This window comes from Rhodoferax sp. (assembly GCF_034520025.1).
GTDB lineage: Bacteria > Pseudomonadota > Gammaproteobacteria > Burkholderiales > Burkholderiaceae_C > Allorhodoferax.
This window is the reverse complement of record NZ_JAXHNZ010000001.1, coordinates 282104-297489: the sequence shown is the minus strand read 5'-3', so window position 1 is coordinate 297489 and position 15386 is coordinate 282104. Positions and strand designations below refer to the sequence as shown.

Genomic DNA, 15386 nt, shown 5'->3' with positions numbered 1-15386 from the left:
AGAGCATGACTGATTCCACCACTCCCGCCCCCTCCTATTACGAACGCCATATTTTCTTTTGCCTGAACGAGCGAAAGAACGGTGAAGACTGCTGTGCGCACCACAACGCCCAAGAGGGTTTTGACAAGTGCAAGCAACTTGTCAAAGAGGCCGGACTGGCCGGCCCCGGCAAAGTCCGTGTCAACAAAGCGGGCTGCTTGGACCGCTGTGCCGGCGGCCCGGTGGCGGTGGTGTATCCCGAAGCTGTTTGGTACTCGTTTGTGGACGGGCAGGATATTGAAGAGATTGTGGAGTCACACCTTAAGAACGGCAAAGTCGTTGAGCGACTGCTGACACCCGCCCACCTGGGCCGCTGATTACAGCGTATTCGATAGTTGGCGCCCTCATCTCTTGCGGGCGTCGCTATAAAAATAATAGCAAAATGAATTCTTCTACCCAAAAGTTCCACATGGCGGGCCCGGCTGGTTCGCTTGAGGGGCTGGTTGACGAGCCCTCGAATCCGCCGTTTGATATCTCGCGCGGCACGGTGGTGATCGCTCACCCCCATCCCTTGTTTGGCGGCACCATGGACAACAAAGTGGTCCAGACGCTGGCCCGGGCGTTTGTTCAGGCTGGATGGCGTGCGGTTCGTTTCAATTTTCGGGGTGTCGGCGCTAGTGAAGGCGTCTACGACCGCGGCAACGGAGAGTTGCAAGATTTCCTGACGGTGGTGCAGCACATGGCCCCCGAAGGAAAGCTCTCGCTGGCCGGTTTTTCATTTGGCGCGTTTGTGACCAGCCATGCGCTGCTTGCATTGGCCGCGCGTGAGCCTGAGCAGGTGGTGCTGGTCGGTACTGCGGCGAGCCGCTTTGCCGTTGCCCCCGTTGCCCCCGACTTTCACGACCGCACGTTGGTGCTGCACGGCGAGCAAGACGACACCGTTCCGCTAGCGGATGTGATGAATTGGGCCCGGCCGCAGAGCTTGCCTGTGACGGTCGTGCCCGGGGGCGGACACTTCTTTCATGGACAATTGCCATTACTGCGCAACATTGTGGCGCGCCATCTGCGTGGCTGACGCTGCGCCAGCTCTCTCGGGTTACTCCCAGCGCTTTCTCGATATTTTTTCTCCAACCTGACTGAACTATGAAACTATTGATTGCCTCCGTTTTGGCGGCTTTGAGCTTTGCGGTGGCCGCTGAAGCCCCGCGCCCGCCGGAAGTGGCTGCACGCGCCTATTTGCTGATGGACGTCACTGCGAATCAAATCTTGGCATCCAAAGATTTGGACATGCCGGTGGAGCCAGCCTCACTCACCAAGCTGATGACGGCGTATCTGGTGTTCGACGCATTGCGATCCAAGAAGATTGATCTTAAGCAGACCTTCCCCGTGAGTGAGCGTGCCTGGAAGATGCCCGGCTCCCGGATGTTCATCGACCCCAAGATGCAAGTGCCGGTGGAGGATTTGATCAAAGGCATGATCGTGCAGAGCGGGAACGATGCCACGATGGCGTTGGCAGAGGGCGTTGGCGGCTCTTTGGAGCGCTTTGTCCAAATGATGAATGAGCAGGCCACGGTCCTTGGTATGAAGAATACGGGCTACAAAAACCCGGAAGGCCTTACTGAGGCAGGGCACACGACGACGGCCCGGGACTTGAGCATTTTGGCGATGCGCTTGATGAGTGACTTCCCTGATTTCGTGCACTTCTATGCGATCAAAAAGTACCGCTACCCCGGCACACCTGCCGCGAACGACAGCAACCGCAACCTGCTGTTGTTCCGTGATCCGACGGTCGACGGGCTCAAGACGGGCCATACCGCTGCTGCGGGTTATTGCCTTGTGGCAACTGCCAAACGTGATTTCCCGGCCTTAGTGACTGCCGGTGCTCCCGCTGGTTCGCCTGCCGCTGCAGGGAGCCGCCGCTTGCTGTCGATTGTTTTGGGTACGGAGAGCGAAAGCGCGCGTGCGAACGAGTCACAAAAACTGCTCAATTGGGGTTACACCGCCTATGAGGCGGTCAAGTTGTACGACGCCGGTGCTGCGGTGGTGACGCCCAAGGTCTGGAAGGGTGCCGAGTCGGCAGTCAAAGTCGGTCGTCCGCAAGGCGTGATCGTGGCGGTGCCTACCGGAAGCGGCGCGCAGCTAAAAACCGAAGTAGTACGCAACGAGCCGATTGTGGCGCCGGTCGCCAAAGGGCAAGTGCTGGGCACTTTGAAGGTCCGCTCCGGTGAGCAAATTGTTGCCGAGGTGCCTTTGGTGGCACTGGATGCCGTCGAGCAAGCGGGCGTCATTGGCCGCACGTGGGATGCCTTGCGCCTCTGGATTCGCTGAGGATCAGGGCACAGTTTGCGTGTAAACCCTTGTTCTGCTACATTAGAAGGCTTTTCGGAATTTCCGAAGGGATTCACGTTTTCGTAATATTCAAACGTTTAGGGACGTTTTTCAATGCCAACCATTAACCAACTCGTGCGTCAAGGCCGTGAGGTCGAGACCATCAAGTCGAAGAGCCCTGCTATGCAGAACTCTCCGCAGCGTCGCGGTGTATGCACACGTGTGTACACAACGACTCCTAAAAAGCCTAACTCCGCTCTGCGTAAAGTTGCCAAAGTGCGCTTGACCAACGGTTTTGAGGTGATCTCTTACATCGGCGGTGAAGGCCACAACTTGCAAGAACACAGCGTTGTGCTGGTTCGCGGCGGTCGTGTCAAGGACTTGCCAGGTGTGCGTTACCACATCGTTCGCGGTTCTTTGGACTTGCAAGGCGTGAAAGATCGCAAGCAATCCCGTTCCAAGTACGGTGCTAAGAAGCCAAAGGCTAAATAAGCCCTGTAGGTTCGAATTTTCGGTGCTGTTTCCCCGCGTGGCGCGGAGATACGGCGAAGTGACCCGAAACCCGGAATTGTCCGAGTGGGTCGAGTAAGTGGGGGTTTTGATTAACTCTCGCGGTGTCTGAAAAGATACCAACTGAAGCAATATGAGGTGAAATATGCCACGTCGTCGCGAAGTCCCTAAACGTGAAATCCTGCCGGATCCCAAGTTCGGCAACGTAGAGCTGTCCAAATTCATGAACGTGATCATGGAAGGCGGCAAAAAAGCGGTTGCAGAGCGCATCATTTACGGCGCACTGGAACTGATTGCTAAAAAGCACCCCGATAAGGATGCCCTGGAAGCGTTCACCGTTGCGATCAACAACGTCAAGCCCATGGTGGAAGTGAAATCCCGCCGCGTGGGTGGTGCTAACTACCAAGTGCCAGTGGAAGTGCGTCCTGTTCGTCGCTTGGCCTTGTCCATGCGCTGGATCAAGGAAGCCGCTCGCAAGCGTGGTGAAAAGTCTATGGCTCAGCGCCTTGCCAACGAAATGTTGGAAGCCACTGAAGGCCGTGGCGGCGCCATGAAGAAGCGTGACGAAGTGCACCGTATGGCTGAAGCCAACAAGGCCTTCTCTCACTTCCGTTTCTAAGCAACGGAAATCGCGGCTTTCAGAGCCTGGCAGGTCCGGGCAGCGCAATCGCGCTGTCATGTGGGCTGGTCACACTCTGAAAGTCGTTTGTCTTGCTGCATGGTGCAGCGGACCCTCTCAAGAATTTGATCAACCAAGGATCCATCATGGCTCGCACTACCCCCATTGAGCGCTACCGCAATATCGGTATTTCAGCGCACATTGACGCCGGCAAAACCACCACGACCGAGCGTATTCTTTTCTATACCGGCGTGAACCACAAAATCGGCGAAGTGCACGATGGCGCGGCCACGATGGACTGGATGGAGCAAGAGCAAGAGCGCGGTATTACCATTACTTCTGCTGCTACGACTTGCTTCTGGAAGGGGATGGACACATCGTTCCCTGAGCACCGCATCAACATCATTGACACGCCTGGACACGTGGACTTCACGATTGAAGTGGAGCGTTCCATGCGCGTTTTGGACGGCGCCTGCATGGTGTACTGCGCTGTGGGTGGCGTGCAGCCTCAGTCTGAAACCGTGTGGCGTCAGGCTAACAAATACAAGGTTCCACGTTTGGCCTTTGTGAACAAGATGGACCGCACTGGTGCCAACTTCTTCAAGGTTGTGGATCAGATGAAGTTGCGCCTGAAGGCCAACCCTGTGCCAATCGTGATTCCAATCGGTGCAGAAGAAAACTTCACCGGCGTGGTGGACCTGCGCAAGATGAAGGCCATCATCTGGGACGAAGCTTCCCAGGGTATGAAGTTCACCTTCGAAGAGATCCCTGCCGACCTCGTGAGCGTCGCTGAAGAGTGGCGCGAAAAGATGGTCGAAGCCGCTGCTGAAGCCTCTGAAGAGCTGATGAACAAGTACCTTGAAGAAGGTGACTTGACCGAAGAAGAGATCACCGGTGGCCTGCGTAGCCGCACTATCGCTGGCGAAATCCAGCCTATGTTGTGCGGTACCGCGTTCAAGAACAAGGGTGTTCAACGCATGTTGGATGCTGTGATCGAATTGATGCCTTCTCCTCTGGACGTGAAGGCCATCAAGGGCTTCGACGAAGACGAGCAAGAAATCACCCGCAAGGCTGATGACAACGAAAAGTTCGCAGCGCTGGCATTCAAGTTGATGACAGATCCGTTTGTGGGTCAGTTGACGTTCGTGCGCGTGTACTCCGGCGTTCTGAAGAAGGGCGACACTGTGTACAACGCAGTGCGTGGCAAGAAAGAGCGCATTGGTCGTATCGTGCAAATGCACGCCAACAACCGCGAAGAAGTGGATGAAATCCGCGCGGGCGACATCGCTGCTTGCGTGGGTCTGAAAGACGTGACAACCGGTGAAACCTTGTGTGATCCATCGGCAGTCATCACACTTGAGCGTATGGTGTTCCCTGACTCCGTGATTCGCCAAGCTGTTGAGCCTAAGACAAAAGCTGACCAAGAAAAGATGGGTATCGCCCTGAACCGCTTGGCTGCTGAAGATCCGTCTTTCCGCGTGCAAACCGACGAAGAGTCCGGTCAGACCATCATTGGTGGTCAGGGTGAGCTGCACCTCGAAATTATTGTGGACCGTATGAAGCGCGAATTCGGCGTGGAAGCTAACGTAGGTAAGCCACAAGTGGCATACCGCGAAACTATCCGCAAGAGCGTGTCTGACGTGGAAGGTAAGTTTGTTCGCCAGTCCGGTGGTAAGGGTCAATACGGTCACGTGGTGTTGACAGTTGAGCCTAACGAAGCTGGCAAGGGCTTCGAATTCGTCGACGCGATCAAGGGCGGTGTGGTTCCTCGCGAATACATCCCTGCGGTTGAAAAGGGCGTGATCGAAGCTTTGAACCAAGGTGTTTTGGCGGGCTACCCCGTGGTGGACGTGAAGGTTACATTGACCTTCGGTTCGTACCACGATGTGGACTCCAACGAAAATGCGTTCAAGATGGCCGCTATTTTCGGGTTCAAGGAAGGTTGCCGTAAGGCCAACCCCGTGATTCTGGAGCCGATGATGGCTGTGGAAGTTGAAACGCCTGAAGACTACGCTGGCAACGTGATGGGCGATTTGTCGTCACGTCGCGGCATGGTACAGGGTATGGACGACATGGTCGGCGGCGGTAAGGCCATCAAGGCAGAGGTACCTTTGTCTGAAATGTTCGGCTACTCGACGACACTGCGTTCGATGTCGCAAGGCCGTGCAACCTACACGATGGAATTCAAGCACTACGCGGAAGCTCCGCGCAACGTGTCTGAAGCCATCATGGCAGCGCGCGCCAAGTAATTTGTAGTGGTCTGCGACGGTGTGCCGCCCTGTTCCCGTGCGGGGCGATATAGCAACAGCGTGCAGACGTAAAACCAACACACGGGATTAGCTCTTTGGAGAATTGAAAAATGGGTAAAGAAAAATTCACACGTACCAAGCCACACGTCAACGTTGGCACCATTGGTCACGTGGACCACGGCAAGACCACACTGACAGCGGCTATCACCACTGTGTTGGCGGCCAAGTTTGGCGGATCCGCCAAAGCGTACGACCAGATCGACGCAGCGCCTGAAGAAAAAGCACGCGGCATTACCATCAACACTGCACACGTTGAGTACGAAACCGCCAACCGCCACTACGCACACGTGGATTGCCCCGGACACGCTGACTATGTGAAGAACATGATCACTGGCGCGGCTCAAATGGACGGCGCTATTCTGGTTTGCTCCGCAGCTGACGGCCCAATGCCTCAGACACGCGAGCACATCTTGTTGGCTCGCCAAGTGGGCGTGCCTTACATCATCGTGTTCCTGAACAAGTGCGACATGGTTGACGACGCTGAGTTGTTGGAACTGGTCGAAATGGAAGTTCGCGAACTCCTGTCCAAGTACGACTTCCCTGGCGACGACACCCCCATCATCCACGGTTCTGCCAAGCTCGCCATGGAAGGCGACAAGGGTGACCTGGGCGAAGGCGCGATCATGAAGTTGGCTGACGCACTCGATTCCTACATCCCCCTGCCAGAGCGCGCAGTGGACGGCGCGTTCCTGATGCCCGTGGAAGACGTGTTCTCGATCTCCGGCCGCGGCACCGTGGTGACAGGTCGCGTTGAGCGCGGTATCGTCAAGGTCGGCGAAGAAATCGAAATCGTTGGTATCGCCGACACACAAAAGACCACCTGCACAGGCGTTGAAATGTTCCGCAAGCTGCTCGACCAAGGTCAAGCAGGCGACAACGTCGGTATCTTGTTGCGCGGTACCAAGCGCGAAGACGTGCAGCGCGGCCAAGTGCTGTGCAAGCCCGGCTCGATCAAGCCACACACCCACTTCACTGGCGAAATCTACGTTTTGTCCAAGGACGAAGGTGGACGTCACACTCCTTTCTTCAACAACTACCGCCCCCAGTTCTACTTCCGTACAACGGACGTGACCGGTGCGATCGAGTTGCCAGAAGGCAAAGAAATGGTGATGCCTGGTGACAACGTGTCCATCACTGTGAAGTTGATTAACCCCATCGCCATGGAAGAAGGCCTGCGTTTCGCTATTCGCGAGGGCGGTCGTACCGTGGGCGCCGGCGTGGTTGCCAAAATCATCGCGTAATTCGCACATTAAGGAATTACGATGGCCGCCAAACAAAAAATCCGCATCCGCCTGAAGGCGTTTGACTACAAGCTGATCGATCAATCGGCAGCTGAAATTGTTGACACTGCAAAGCGCACCGGCGCGATTGTCAAAGGCCCCGTGCCTTTGCCAACACGCATGAAGCGTTTCGACATTCTGCGTTCACCTCACGTGAACAAGGCTAGTCGTGACCAGTTCGAAATCCGCACGCACCAGCGTTTGATGGACATCGTGGATCCAACGGATAAAACTGTTGATGCACTGATGAAACTCGACTTGCCCGCAGGCGTGGACGTAGAAATCAAGCTGCAGTAATCGGATTGAGGCCCCGTTACTGCGGGGCCTTTTTAGGCGAACGGCTGAGCACTTGCGCACTCCGCAAGTGCAGGCTATACTCGCTGGCTCTACGTGGAGACACGCGGGGTTTTATTAACAGTCTCCCAAGTAAAAAAACGTTGCAGCCAATTGAAGTTGCAATGGTTGGGAGTTACGGAGAAAACAATGAGTCTTAGCAATCACTTAGGGTTGCTGGGTCGCAAAGTTGGCATGATGCGTCTATTTACGGACGACGGGGACGCTGTTCCTGTGACCGTGGTAGATGTGTCTAACAACCGTGTGACACAGGTGAAAACCCAAGAGAACGACGGCTATGTAGCCTTGCAGGTTACATTTGGTGCACGCAAAGCTTCGCGTATTACCAAGCCTGTCGCAGGTCATTTGGCCAAAGCTGGCGTTGAAGCCGGCGAAATCATTCAAGAGTTCCGCGTTACTGCTGAATCTGCTGCAAAGTACGTAACTGGCGCCACTGTTCCAGTGACCGACATTTTTGCTGCGGGTCAAAAAGTGGACGTGCAGGGCACTTCGATTGGTAAAGGCTACGCCGGTACCATCAAGCGTCACAATATGTCCTCGCAGCGCGCATCCCACGGTAACAGCCGTTCGCACAATGTGCCCGGTTCTATCGGTATGGCTCAAGATCCCGGTCGCGTGTTTCCTGGTAAGCGCATGACTGGTCACCTGGGTGATGCTACCGTGACAACTCAAAACCTCGACGTGGTTCGTGTTGACGAAGCTCGCCAGCTGTTGTTGATCAAGGGTGCTATCCCAGGATCCAAGGGCGGTTTCGTGACCGTGCGTCCTGCAGTCAAAGCCAAAGCCTCTAAAGGAGCGAACTGATGCAAGTCGAACTCCTGAATGAACAAGGTCAGGCAACTTCCAAATACGACGCTCCTGAAGCAGTCTTTGGTCGTGACTACAACGAAGATCTGGTGCACCAAGTGGTCGTGGCCTTCCAGGCCAACGCTCGTCAAGGTACACGTGCACAAAAAGACCGGGAACAGGTCAAGCACAGCACCAAGAAGCCTTTCAAGCAAAAGGGAACCGGTCGCGCTCGCGCTGGTATGACCTCCTCGCCACTGTGGCGCGGCGGCGGTCGTATCTTCCCGAACATGCCTGATGAAAACTTCGGCCAGAAGATCAACAAGAAGATGTACCGCGCAGGCATGGCATCTATCTTGTCCCAGCTGGTTCGCGAAGGCCGATTGGCCGTGGTGGATTCCCTGAAAGTGGAGTCTCCCAAGACCAAGGCTTTGGCTGCTAAGTTCAAGGCAATGAATCTGGAATCCGTGTTGGTGATCGCTGATGAGGTTGATGAAAACCTGTATCTGGCATCCCGTAACCTGGTGAATGTTCTGGTGGTTGAGCCCCGTTATGCTGACCCCCTGTCTTTGGTTCACTACCGAAAGGTGCTGGTGACCAAGGCTGCCATGGACACACTCAAGGAGATGTTTGCATGAGCCACGGTCCCAATCTGACCAAATTCGACGAAGGTCGTTTGATGCAAGTGCTCGTCGCTCCCATCGTGTCCGAAAAGGCCACTATGGTTGCTGAAAAGAGCAATGCTGTGACTTTCAAGGTGCTGCAAGACGCTACCAAGTATGAAATCAAGGCCGCTGTGGAATTGATGTTCAAGGTCGAGGTAAAAGGCGTTTCTGTGGTGAACACCAAGGGCAAGACCAAGCGTTTCGGTAAGTCTGTTGGCCGTCGCGACAATGTTCGCAAAGCCTACGTGACACTGAAGCCAGGTCAAGAGCTGAACCTCGGCGGGGAGGCTGCGTAATCATGGCTGTCATTAAAATGAAACCAACTTCCCCAGGCCGTCGTGGCATGGTGAAGATTTCGCGTGACCACCTGCACAAGGGTGCTCCCCACGCTGCTTTGTTGGAACCACAATTCCAACAAGCCGGTCGTAATAACAACGGCCACATCACTACCCGTCACAAGGGCGGTGGTCACAAGCATCACTACCGCGTGGTGGATTTCGTCCGTAACAAGGATGGCATCCCTGCCAAGGTTGAGCGCATTGAGTACGATCCAAACCGTTCCGCGCACATCGCTCTGGTGTGCTACGCAGACGGCGAGCGCAAGTACATCATTGCTCCTCGTGGCTTGGAAGTCGGCGCGACCATTCAAAACGGTTCCGAAGCTCCTATCCGCGTGGGCAACACATTGCCTATTCGTAACATTCCTGTGGGTTCCATCATCCACTGCGTAGAGTTGCAAGTTGGCAAGGGTGCTCAAATCATCCGTTCCGCTGGTACATCTGCTACTTTGCTGGCTCGCGAAGGCACCTACGCTCAAGTGCGTGTGCGTTCTGGCGAAGTCCGCAAGATCCACATCGACTGCCGCGCGACCATTGGTCAAGTAGCAAACGAAGAGCACAGCTTGCGCCAGTTGGGCAAGGCTGGTGTGAAGCGTTGGATGGGTATTCGCCCAACCGTTCGTGGTGTTGTGATGAACCCTGTTGACCACCCACACGGTGGTGGTGAAGGCAAGACCGGTGAAGGCCGTCATGCAGTCGATCCTTGGGGTAATCTGACCAAGGGCTACCGTACCCGTAACAACAAGCGCACGCAGGTCATGATCGTGTCGCGTCGCAAGAAGTAAGGGGTAGGTAAATGACTCGTTCACTGAAAAAAGGTCCATTCGTCGACCATCACCTGATTGCCAAGACCGAAAAGGCCGTGGCAAACAAGGACAAGAAGCCGATTAAGACTTGGTCCCGTCGCTCCATGATCCTGCCCGAGTTCATCGGCTTGACCATCGCTGTGCATAACGGCAAACAGCACGTGCCTGTCTATATCACCGATCAAATGGTTGGCCACAAGTTGGGTGAGTTCGCGCTCACACGTACTTTCAAGGGTCACCCTGCGGACAAAAAAGTCCAGAAGAAATAAGGAGGTGACCATGGAAACTCGTGCAACCCTTCGTGGCGTCCGTTTGTCTGTGGACAAAGGCCGTCTGGTCGCGGACTTGATCCGTGGCAAGAAAGTTGATCAAGCTCTGAACATCTTGCAATTCACACAGAAAAAAGCTGCTGTGATCATCAAGAAGGTTTTGGAGTCCGCAATTGCCAACGCCGAACACAATGACGGCGCTGACATCGACGAATTGAAGGTTAAAACCATCTACGTCGAGCAAGGTGCTTCGTTGCGTCGCTTCACTGCGCGCGCTAAGGGCCGTGGCAATCAAATCCGCAAACCCACGTGCCACGTGTACGTGACGGTTGGAAACTGAAAGAGGCCAGGAAGATATGGGACAAAAAATCCACCCAACCGGCTTTCGTTTGGCGATCAGCCGTAACTGGTCTTCTCGCTGGTACGCAAGCAACCGTGATTTCGCCGGCATGTTGTCGGAAGACATCAAGGTTCGCGAGTACCTGAAGGCCAAGCTGAAAAACGCTTCGGTTTCCCGCATTCTGATTGAGCGTCCTGCCAAGAACGCACGTATCACCATTTTCTCGGCTCGTCCGGGTGTGGTGATCGGCAAGAAGGGCGAAGACATCGAGAACTTGAAGCGTGACCTGGGCAAGCAATTGGGCGTGCCAGTGGCAGTGAACATCGAAGAAGTGCGCAAGCCCGAAATCGATGCGAAGTTGATCGCTGACAGCATCACCCAGCAGCTCGAAAAGCGCATCATGTTCCGTCGCGCCATGAAGCGCGCCATGCAAAACGCTATGCGTTTGGGCGCTTTGGGCATCAAGATCATGTCGTCCGGTCGTTTGAACGGTATCGAAATTGCACGTACTGAGTGGTACCGTGAAGGCCGCGTGCCTTTGCACACTCTGCGCGCAGACATCGATTACGGAACTTCTGAAGCTAAGACAACTTACGGCATCATTGGCGTGAAAGTTTGGGTTTACAAGGGTGACACCTTGGGCCGTAACGATCTGCCAGCAGCCGTTGAGCCCCGTGCTGAAGAAGAGCGTCGTCCTCGCGGCCCACGCCGTGATGATCGTGGTGCGCGTCCAGGCGCTGCACCTCGTGGCGCCCGTCGTCCGGTCGGCAGCAATGCCGCTCCCGCTGATGGCAGCGACAAGCCCGCGGAAGCACTTGGTGCTGACGCTAAAACCGCCGTTAAGCGCGTTCGCAAAGTCGCCGCGCCAGCTGCAGCAGCTGACGGTAAAGGAGAATAATCATGTTGCAACCCGCTCGCCGGAAATACCGCAAAGAGCAAAAGGGCCGTAACACTGGAGTCGCAACCCGCGGAAGCTCGGTTGCCTTTGGTGACTTCGGTCTGAAATGTACTGACCGCGGCCGTCTGACGGCTCGCCAGATCGAAGCTGCACGTCGTGCAATTTCCCGTCACGTGAAGCGTGGCGGCCGTATCTGGATCCGCGTGTTCCCTGACAAGCCGATCTCCCAGAAGCCTGCTGAAGTGCGTATGGGTAACGGTAAAGGTAACCCTGAGTACTACGTGGCCGAGATTCAGCCCGGCAAGATCGTGTTTGAGATCGTCGGCGTGCCCGAAGAACTCGCTCGCGAAGCTTTCCGTTTGGCTGCTGCAAAGCTGCCATTGCGTACGACATTTGTCAGCCGCATGATCGGCCAGTAATTCAGGAGAAATCGAAATGACGAAAGTTGCTGAACTGCGCCAAAAAGACGTTGCCGGCCTGAAGGACGAAGTTAAAGCTTTGCAAAAAGCCCACTTTGGTCTGCGTATGCAAAAGGCCACGCAACAAATCAACAACACCGCTTCGTTGCGCTCTGCGCGCCGCGATATTGCTCGTGCCAAGACTATTCTTGTGCAAAAGCAAAGCGCTGAAAAATCCGCCAAATAAGGAGCGATAAATGACGGAAGCTAAAAAATCCCTCAAGCGCGCCTTGGTTGGCAAGGTGGTCAGCGACAAGCGTGCTAAGACTGTGACAGTGCTGATTGAGCGTCGTGTGAAGCACGAGCTCTACGGCAAGATCGTTGCGAAGACCAGCAAGTACCACGCCCATGACGAAAAGGGCGAGTACAAGTTGGGCGACGTGATCGAAATTACCGAAAGCAAGCCTATCTCCAAGACCAAGAACTGGGTTGCGACCCGCTTGGTAGAGAAGGCAGCTGCGGTTTAAGTCTTTACGACTTCATTCCTGCAGTTGAGCAAGAAACGGCCCACAATGTGGGCCGTTTTCATTGGTATTAACACTTTGCATATGGAGCAAATATGATTCAAGTCGGCGACGCACTTCCAGACACCACACTCATGGAGTACTCAGAGATCGAAGGCGAAGGTTGCAGCATCGGTCCTAACGCAGTGCCGGTCACGAAAGCTACCTCGGGCAAGACCATCGCCGTGTTTGCTCTGCCTGGCGCCTTCACCCCCACCTGCTCTGCCAAACATGTGCCCGGCTATGTGGAGCATGCAGAGGCTTTTAAGGCAGCCGGTGTCGACGAAATCTGGTGTGTGAGCGTGAATGACGCGTTTGTGATGGGCGCATGGGCGCGCGATCAAAAAACCGGCACCAAAGTGCGTATGCTTGCCGACGGTGACGCAGCGTTTGCCAAAGCGACGGGCTTGACTCTGGATCTCACCGGTAAAGGTTTGGGTCTACGCTCCAACCGTTATTCGATGTTGGTCAAGGACGGCAAAGTCGCAACTTTGAACATTGAAGGCCCCGGCAAATTTGAGGTGAGCGACGCTGCCACCTTGCTGGCTCAAGCCCAGGCCTAAGCGAGAACGCGGGTGGAACTAGAGTTCTGCCCGCAAATAATGGGCCCCTGCTATTGGGTTGAAGCAATACGGGGGCACTTCAACGAAGCCAAGCTCCTCGTACAAAGCGCGGGCGCTCTCCAAATCGTTCAGGGTGTCTAGAAGAACACAGTCATAACCCATGGTCCGGGCTACGTCCAAAATCGCTTCTGCTAACAAGCGACCTAGCCCCAGCCTCCGGTAAGCGGGTCGGACAAACAGGCGCTTCATTTCTGATGCGTTGGGGTAGTCCACGTTATCCAGCGGACGGAGTGCGCAACATCCGGCCCATGCGCCATCAATCTGAACCGCCAGCAGGCAACCACGCGGGGCCGCATATTCTCCCGGCAAGGTGCTAAGTTCCTGCTCAAAGTTCTGGAAGCACAAATCCACCCCAAGGCTCTCAGCGTATTCCACAAACAGCCCGCGGATACCCTCAAGGCTTTCATGAGTGTCAGCGATCAGAACGTGCGGTTGCATGGTGGCGTAGAGTAAGCGGGTCTAGGCGGTGAGCACCACGCAATCCATGTTGAGTGTGGCTCCTTGTGGAGTGGCAATGTATCACCACAAGCTGTGACACACGCTTATCGACGTCGTACACACCGCGCTCACCATTGCAGGTGTTGAGCTCCTAAGACTCTTGTAAGAGCTTTTCGATCAGCTGGTGCAGCTCATCAAAATCGGGTTGGCCCACGTAGCGTTTGACAATATCGCCTCGCTTGTTCACCAGATAGCTGGTGGGGGTCAAGGTCACCTCACCCCAAGAGCGGGCCACAGCGCCAGTGTTGTCGATCGCTACATCGAAAGGCAGCTTGCGTGTCTGTGCAAAGTTCACAACGTAACTCGGCGGGTCATAGGCCATCGCAACTGCGACGGTACCGAATCCTTTGTCTTTGAACTTCTCGTAGGTCTGCACCATCTGGGGCATTTCTGCGACGCAAGTTGTGCAGCTCGTAGCCCAAAAATTCACCAGGGTCACACGCCCCTTAAGGTCGCTGGTCTGCTTGCTGCTGCCGTCCAGCAAAACGAAAGTAGACGCCGGTGCGGCCTTTGTATCGGACACCAAAAAAGCACCACCAGCGACCAAGCAAGCCGCTACGATGGCACCCAATACCACTTGTTTTTTCATACGCAGGAAATCTCTCTATGGACCGTAGACAGTTTACGTCGCTCTCACTGCTCACAGCGACCCTTTTCAGCACCATCACCCAGCGCGCCCACGCCCTGAGTTTGGCCGACATCAGCAACACGGATGCAAGCAAAGGGCTGAAAGTGGCACTCGAGAAGGGCGCCTCGGCTGCTATTCTTCAACTGGGTGCGGTAGATGGATTCCTTGGCAACGAGAAAGTTCGCATCGCATTGCCGGGATATCTCGAAGACGCAGCCAAATTGATGCGTACATTTGGCCAGGGGGGCAAAGTCGACGAGCTGGTGACTTCCATGAACCGCGCGGCAGAGGCCGCGGTTCCGATGGCTAAAGATGTGTTGATGAAGGCAGTGCAGGGCATGTCAGTGCAGGATGCCAAGGGCATACTCGCAGGCGGCGACACTGCCGTCAGCCAATTCTTTGCGGAAAAAACCCGGGCACCGCTGGGCACCAAATTTCTGCCCATAGTGACCCAAGCCACCTCCAATGTGGGGCTCGCCGACAAATACAACCAAGTCGCAGGCCGTGCCTCCGAGTTGGGGCTCCTGAAGAAAGAGGACGCCAACATTCAGCAGTACGTCACCGGCAAGTCCTTGGACGGCCTGTACTTCATGATTGGCGAAGAAGAGAAAAAAATCCGGCAAAACCCTGTTGCTTACGGCAGCAGCATTCTCAGCAAAGTATTCGGCACGCTCCGATGAGCCGTGTTCGCTGGGTCCGCGCGATGGCGGCCTTCGCCGTCATCGCAGCTGTCACTGCGTGCAGCCCGACGATGAATTGGCGCAAAGCTCCGCTGGGCGCGGTGGCCTTCAATCTTCCCTGCAAGCCTGACAGCGCCACACGCAATCAGCAGATTGGCGATAAAACCCTGTCACTGGACATCATGGGCTGCGAAGCTGGGGACGCGTTATTCGCGATCAGCCAGGTCGCCGTGCTAGACGAGGCGGCGACTCGCGATATTCAAAGTGCGTGGCAACAACAAACCCTGCGTTCCATGAGCGCTGGAACGCCAGAGGCCGCTCCATGGACGTCGCCCTCCTGGAGTAAAGGCGCCATTTCCATTCAGGCAATGGGCGTCGATCCACAGGGCAAGCCGATACAGGCGCGCCTCAGCTGGTTCTTGCATGAACAACGCCTCTATCACCTCGCCGTGTACGCGTCGAACGTTTCGCCAGAGTGGGCGCTGACATTTCTAGAAGACATCTCGCTGTTATGA

The 15386-nt window shown here is 55.4% G+C and carries 23 protein-coding genes; 21 read left to right on the top strand and 2 right to left on the bottom strand.

From position 1 onward, the window contains the following. Positions 1–5 precede the first annotated feature (5 nt). The 19 genes from U5L73_RS01430 to U5L73_RS01340 all read left to right on the top strand — a co-directional run bounded on the left by U5L73_RS01430 (position 6) and on the right by U5L73_RS01340 (position 13005). Entirely contained in the window at positions 6–356 is a 351-nt protein-coding gene (locus U5L73_RS01430; protein ID WP_313882065.1) for a (2Fe-2S) ferredoxin domain-containing protein, read from the top strand. A gap of 65 nt (positions 357–421) precedes the next feature. Further along, positions 422–1054 carry an alpha/beta hydrolase gene (locus U5L73_RS01425; protein ID WP_322560682.1) on the top strand — a complete coding sequence of 211 codons (633 nt, stop codon included), beginning with the start codon at positions 422–424 and terminating at the stop codon, positions 1052–1054. 68 nt (positions 1055–1122) lie between these two features. Then, positions 1123–2307: a D-alanyl-D-alanine carboxypeptidase family protein gene (locus U5L73_RS01420; RefSeq protein WP_322560681.1), complete on the top strand. Its 1185-nt coding sequence runs from the start codon at positions 1123–1125 to the stop codon at positions 2305–2307. 114 nt (positions 2308–2421) lie between these two features. Beyond that, positions 2422–2799, top strand: coding sequence for a 30S ribosomal protein S12 (rpsL, locus tag U5L73_RS01415; RefSeq protein ID WP_011466063.1), 378 nt, complete (start codon positions 2422–2424; stop codon positions 2797–2799). A 163-nt stretch (positions 2800–2962) separates the two neighbouring features. Continuing rightward, complete coding sequence (rpsG, locus tag U5L73_RS01410) at positions 2963–3436, top strand: 30S ribosomal protein S7 (RefSeq protein ID WP_087495494.1); 474 nt, start codon at positions 2963–2965, stop codon at positions 3434–3436. A 146-nt stretch (positions 3437–3582) separates the two neighbouring features. Next, positions 3583–5685: an elongation factor G gene (gene fusA / locus U5L73_RS01405; RefSeq protein ID WP_322560680.1), complete on the top strand. Its 2103-nt coding sequence runs from the start codon at positions 3583–3585 to the stop codon at positions 5683–5685. A 110-nt stretch (positions 5686–5795) separates the two neighbouring features. Continuing rightward, on the top strand, positions 5796–6986 hold the full coding sequence (gene tuf / locus U5L73_RS01400; protein WP_296510516.1) for an elongation factor Tu: 1191 nt from the start codon (positions 5796–5798) through the stop codon (positions 6984–6986). Between the two features lie 21 nt (positions 6987–7007). After that, entirely contained in the window at positions 7008–7322 is a 315-nt protein-coding gene (gene rpsJ, locus U5L73_RS01395; protein WP_068674876.1) for a 30S ribosomal protein S10, read from the top strand. Between the two features lie 186 nt (positions 7323–7508). Continuing rightward, positions 7509–8183 carry a 50S ribosomal protein L3 gene (gene rplC, locus U5L73_RS01390; RefSeq protein WP_322560679.1) on the top strand — a complete coding sequence of 225 codons (675 nt, stop codon included), beginning with the start codon at positions 7509–7511 and terminating at the stop codon, positions 8181–8183. Beyond that, positions 8183–8803, top strand: a complete 621-nt coding sequence (gene rplD, locus U5L73_RS01385) for a 50S ribosomal protein L4 (RefSeq protein ID WP_087495492.1) — start codon at positions 8183–8185, stop codon at positions 8801–8803. Before rplC ends, rplD begins: the two co-directional genes overlap by 1 nt. Next, a complete protein-coding gene (gene rplW, locus U5L73_RS01380) occupies positions 8800–9126 on the top strand; it encodes a 50S ribosomal protein L23 (RefSeq protein WP_087495491.1) in 327 nt (108 codons plus the stop codon). The genes rplD and rplW overlap by 4 nt, the downstream gene beginning before the upstream one ends. Positions 9127–9128: 2 nt before the next feature. Beyond that, complete coding sequence (rplB, locus tag U5L73_RS01375; RefSeq protein ID WP_322560678.1) at positions 9129–9953, top strand: 50S ribosomal protein L2; 825 nt, start codon at positions 9129–9131, stop codon at positions 9951–9953. An 11-nt stretch (positions 9954–9964) separates the two neighbouring features. Further along, positions 9965–10243 carry a 30S ribosomal protein S19 gene (gene rpsS / locus U5L73_RS01370; protein ID WP_313874405.1) on the top strand — a complete coding sequence of 93 codons (279 nt, stop codon included), beginning with the start codon at positions 9965–9967 and terminating at the stop codon, positions 10241–10243. 10 nt (positions 10244–10253) lie between these two features. Continuing rightward, entirely contained in the window at positions 10254–10583 is a 330-nt protein-coding gene (gene rplV, locus U5L73_RS01365) for a 50S ribosomal protein L22 (protein WP_075585605.1), read from the top strand. Positions 10584–10599: 16 nt separating this feature from the next. Next, the gene (gene rpsC / locus U5L73_RS01360) at positions 10600–11481 is read left to right on the top strand and encodes a 30S ribosomal protein S3 (protein WP_296511047.1); all 882 of its coding nucleotides are present in this window, start codon (positions 10600–10602) and stop codon (positions 11479–11481) included. Between the two features lie 2 nt (positions 11482–11483). Then, positions 11484–11900, top strand: a complete 417-nt coding sequence (gene rplP, locus U5L73_RS01355) for a 50S ribosomal protein L16 (protein WP_068836220.1) — start codon at positions 11484–11486, stop codon at positions 11898–11900. 16 nt (positions 11901–11916) lie between these two features. After that, the gene (gene rpmC, locus U5L73_RS01350) at positions 11917–12126 is read left to right on the top strand and encodes a 50S ribosomal protein L29 (protein ID WP_322560677.1); all 210 of its coding nucleotides are present in this window, start codon (positions 11917–11919) and stop codon (positions 12124–12126) included. A 10-nt stretch (positions 12127–12136) separates the two neighbouring features. After that, on the top strand, positions 12137–12406 hold the full coding sequence (gene rpsQ / locus U5L73_RS01345; RefSeq protein WP_322560676.1) for a 30S ribosomal protein S17: 270 nt from the start codon (positions 12137–12139) through the stop codon (positions 12404–12406). Positions 12407–12498: 92 nt separating this feature from the next. Continuing rightward, positions 12499–13005: a peroxiredoxin gene (locus U5L73_RS01340; protein ID WP_322560675.1), complete on the top strand. Its 507-nt coding sequence runs from the start codon at positions 12499–12501 to the stop codon at positions 13003–13005. A gap of 18 nt (positions 13006–13023) precedes the next feature. On the opposite strand, the gene U5L73_RS01335 is transcribed toward U5L73_RS01340, so the two are convergent. Both U5L73_RS01335 and U5L73_RS01330 read right to left on the bottom strand, forming a co-directional pair. Continuing rightward, a complete protein-coding gene (locus U5L73_RS01335) occupies positions 13024–13503 on the bottom strand; it encodes a GNAT family N-acetyltransferase (RefSeq protein WP_322560674.1) in 480 nt (159 codons plus the stop codon). 151 nt (positions 13504–13654) lie between these two features. Continuing rightward, on the bottom strand, positions 13655–14152 hold the full coding sequence (locus U5L73_RS01330) for a TlpA disulfide reductase family protein (RefSeq protein WP_313874400.1): 498 nt from the start codon (positions 14150–14152) through the stop codon (positions 13655–13657). Between the two features lie 17 nt (positions 14153–14169). On the opposite strand from U5L73_RS01330, the gene U5L73_RS01325 reads away from it, so the two are divergent. Both U5L73_RS01325 and U5L73_RS01320 read left to right on the top strand, forming a co-directional pair. After that, positions 14170–14871, top strand: a complete 702-nt coding sequence (locus U5L73_RS01325) for a DUF4197 domain-containing protein (protein ID WP_322560673.1) — start codon at positions 14170–14172, stop codon at positions 14869–14871. Next, positions 14868–15386: a hypothetical protein gene (locus U5L73_RS01320; protein ID WP_322560672.1), complete on the top strand. Its 519-nt coding sequence runs from the start codon at positions 14868–14870 to the stop codon at positions 15384–15386. Before U5L73_RS01325 ends, U5L73_RS01320 begins: the two co-directional genes overlap by 4 nt.

Excerpts from the sequence above, each read along its gene's own strand:
- U5L73_RS01330 (WP_313874400.1), bottom strand. The coding sequence starts at position 14,152 with ATGAAAAAACAAGTGGTATTGGGTGCCATCGTAGCGGCTTGCTTGGTC.
- tuf (WP_296510516.1), top strand. The coding sequence starts at position 5,796 with ATGGGTAAAGAAAAATTCACACGTACCAAGCCACACGTCAACGTTGGC.
- rplD (WP_087495492.1), top strand. The coding sequence starts at position 8,183 with ATGCAAGTCGAACTCCTGAATGAACAAGGTCAGGCAACTTCCAAATAC.
- U5L73_RS01420 (WP_322560681.1), top strand. The coding sequence starts at position 1,123 with ATGAAACTATTGATTGCCTCCGTTTTGGCGGCTTTGAGCTTTGCGGTG.
- rpsG (WP_087495494.1), top strand. The coding sequence starts at position 2,963 with ATGCCACGTCGTCGCGAAGTCCCTAAACGTGAAATCCTGCCGGATCCC.
- rplW (WP_087495491.1), top strand. The coding sequence starts at position 8,800 with ATGAGCCACGGTCCCAATCTGACCAAATTCGACGAAGGTCGTTTGATG.
- rplC (WP_322560679.1), top strand. The coding sequence starts at position 7,509 with ATGAGTCTTAGCAATCACTTAGGGTTGCTGGGTCGCAAAGTTGGCATG.
- rpsC (WP_296511047.1), top strand. The coding sequence starts at position 10,600 with ATGGGACAAAAAATCCACCCAACCGGCTTTCGTTTGGCGATCAGCCGT.
- rpsQ (WP_322560676.1), top strand. The coding sequence starts at position 12,137 with ATGACGGAAGCTAAAAAATCCCTCAAGCGCGCCTTGGTTGGCAAGGTG.
- rpmC (WP_322560677.1), top strand. The coding sequence starts at position 11,917 with ATGACGAAAGTTGCTGAACTGCGCCAAAAAGACGTTGCCGGCCTGAAG.
- U5L73_RS01320 (WP_322560672.1), top strand. The coding sequence starts at position 14,868 with ATGAGCCGTGTTCGCTGGGTCCGCGCGATGGCGGCCTTCGCCGTCATC.
- U5L73_RS01340 (WP_322560675.1), top strand. The coding sequence starts at position 12,499 with ATGATTCAAGTCGGCGACGCACTTCCAGACACCACACTCATGGAGTAC.
- fusA (WP_322560680.1), top strand. The coding sequence starts at position 3,583 with ATGGCTCGCACTACCCCCATTGAGCGCTACCGCAATATCGGTATTTCA.
- rplB (WP_322560678.1), top strand. The coding sequence starts at position 9,129 with ATGGCTGTCATTAAAATGAAACCAACTTCCCCAGGCCGTCGTGGCATG.
- U5L73_RS01425 (WP_322560682.1), top strand. The coding sequence starts at position 422 with ATGAATTCTTCTACCCAAAAGTTCCACATGGCGGGCCCGGCTGGTTCG.
- U5L73_RS01430 (WP_313882065.1), top strand. The coding sequence starts at position 6 with ATGACTGATTCCACCACTCCCGCCCCCTCCTATTACGAACGCCATATT.
- rpsS (WP_313874405.1), top strand. The coding sequence starts at position 9,965 with ATGACTCGTTCACTGAAAAAAGGTCCATTCGTCGACCATCACCTGATT.
- rplP (WP_068836220.1), top strand. The coding sequence starts at position 11,484 with ATGTTGCAACCCGCTCGCCGGAAATACCGCAAAGAGCAAAAGGGCCGT.
- U5L73_RS01335 (WP_322560674.1), bottom strand. The coding sequence starts at position 13,503 with ATGCAACCGCACGTTCTGATCGCTGACACTCATGAAAGCCTTGAGGGT.
- rpsJ (WP_068674876.1), top strand. The coding sequence starts at position 7,008 with ATGGCCGCCAAACAAAAAATCCGCATCCGCCTGAAGGCGTTTGACTAC.
- rpsL (WP_011466063.1), top strand. The coding sequence starts at position 2,422 with ATGCCAACCATTAACCAACTCGTGCGTCAAGGCCGTGAGGTCGAGACC.
- rplV (WP_075585605.1), top strand. The coding sequence starts at position 10,254 with ATGGAAACTCGTGCAACCCTTCGTGGCGTCCGTTTGTCTGTGGACAAA.
- U5L73_RS01325 (WP_322560673.1), top strand. The coding sequence starts at position 14,170 with ATGGACCGTAGACAGTTTACGTCGCTCTCACTGCTCACAGCGACCCTT.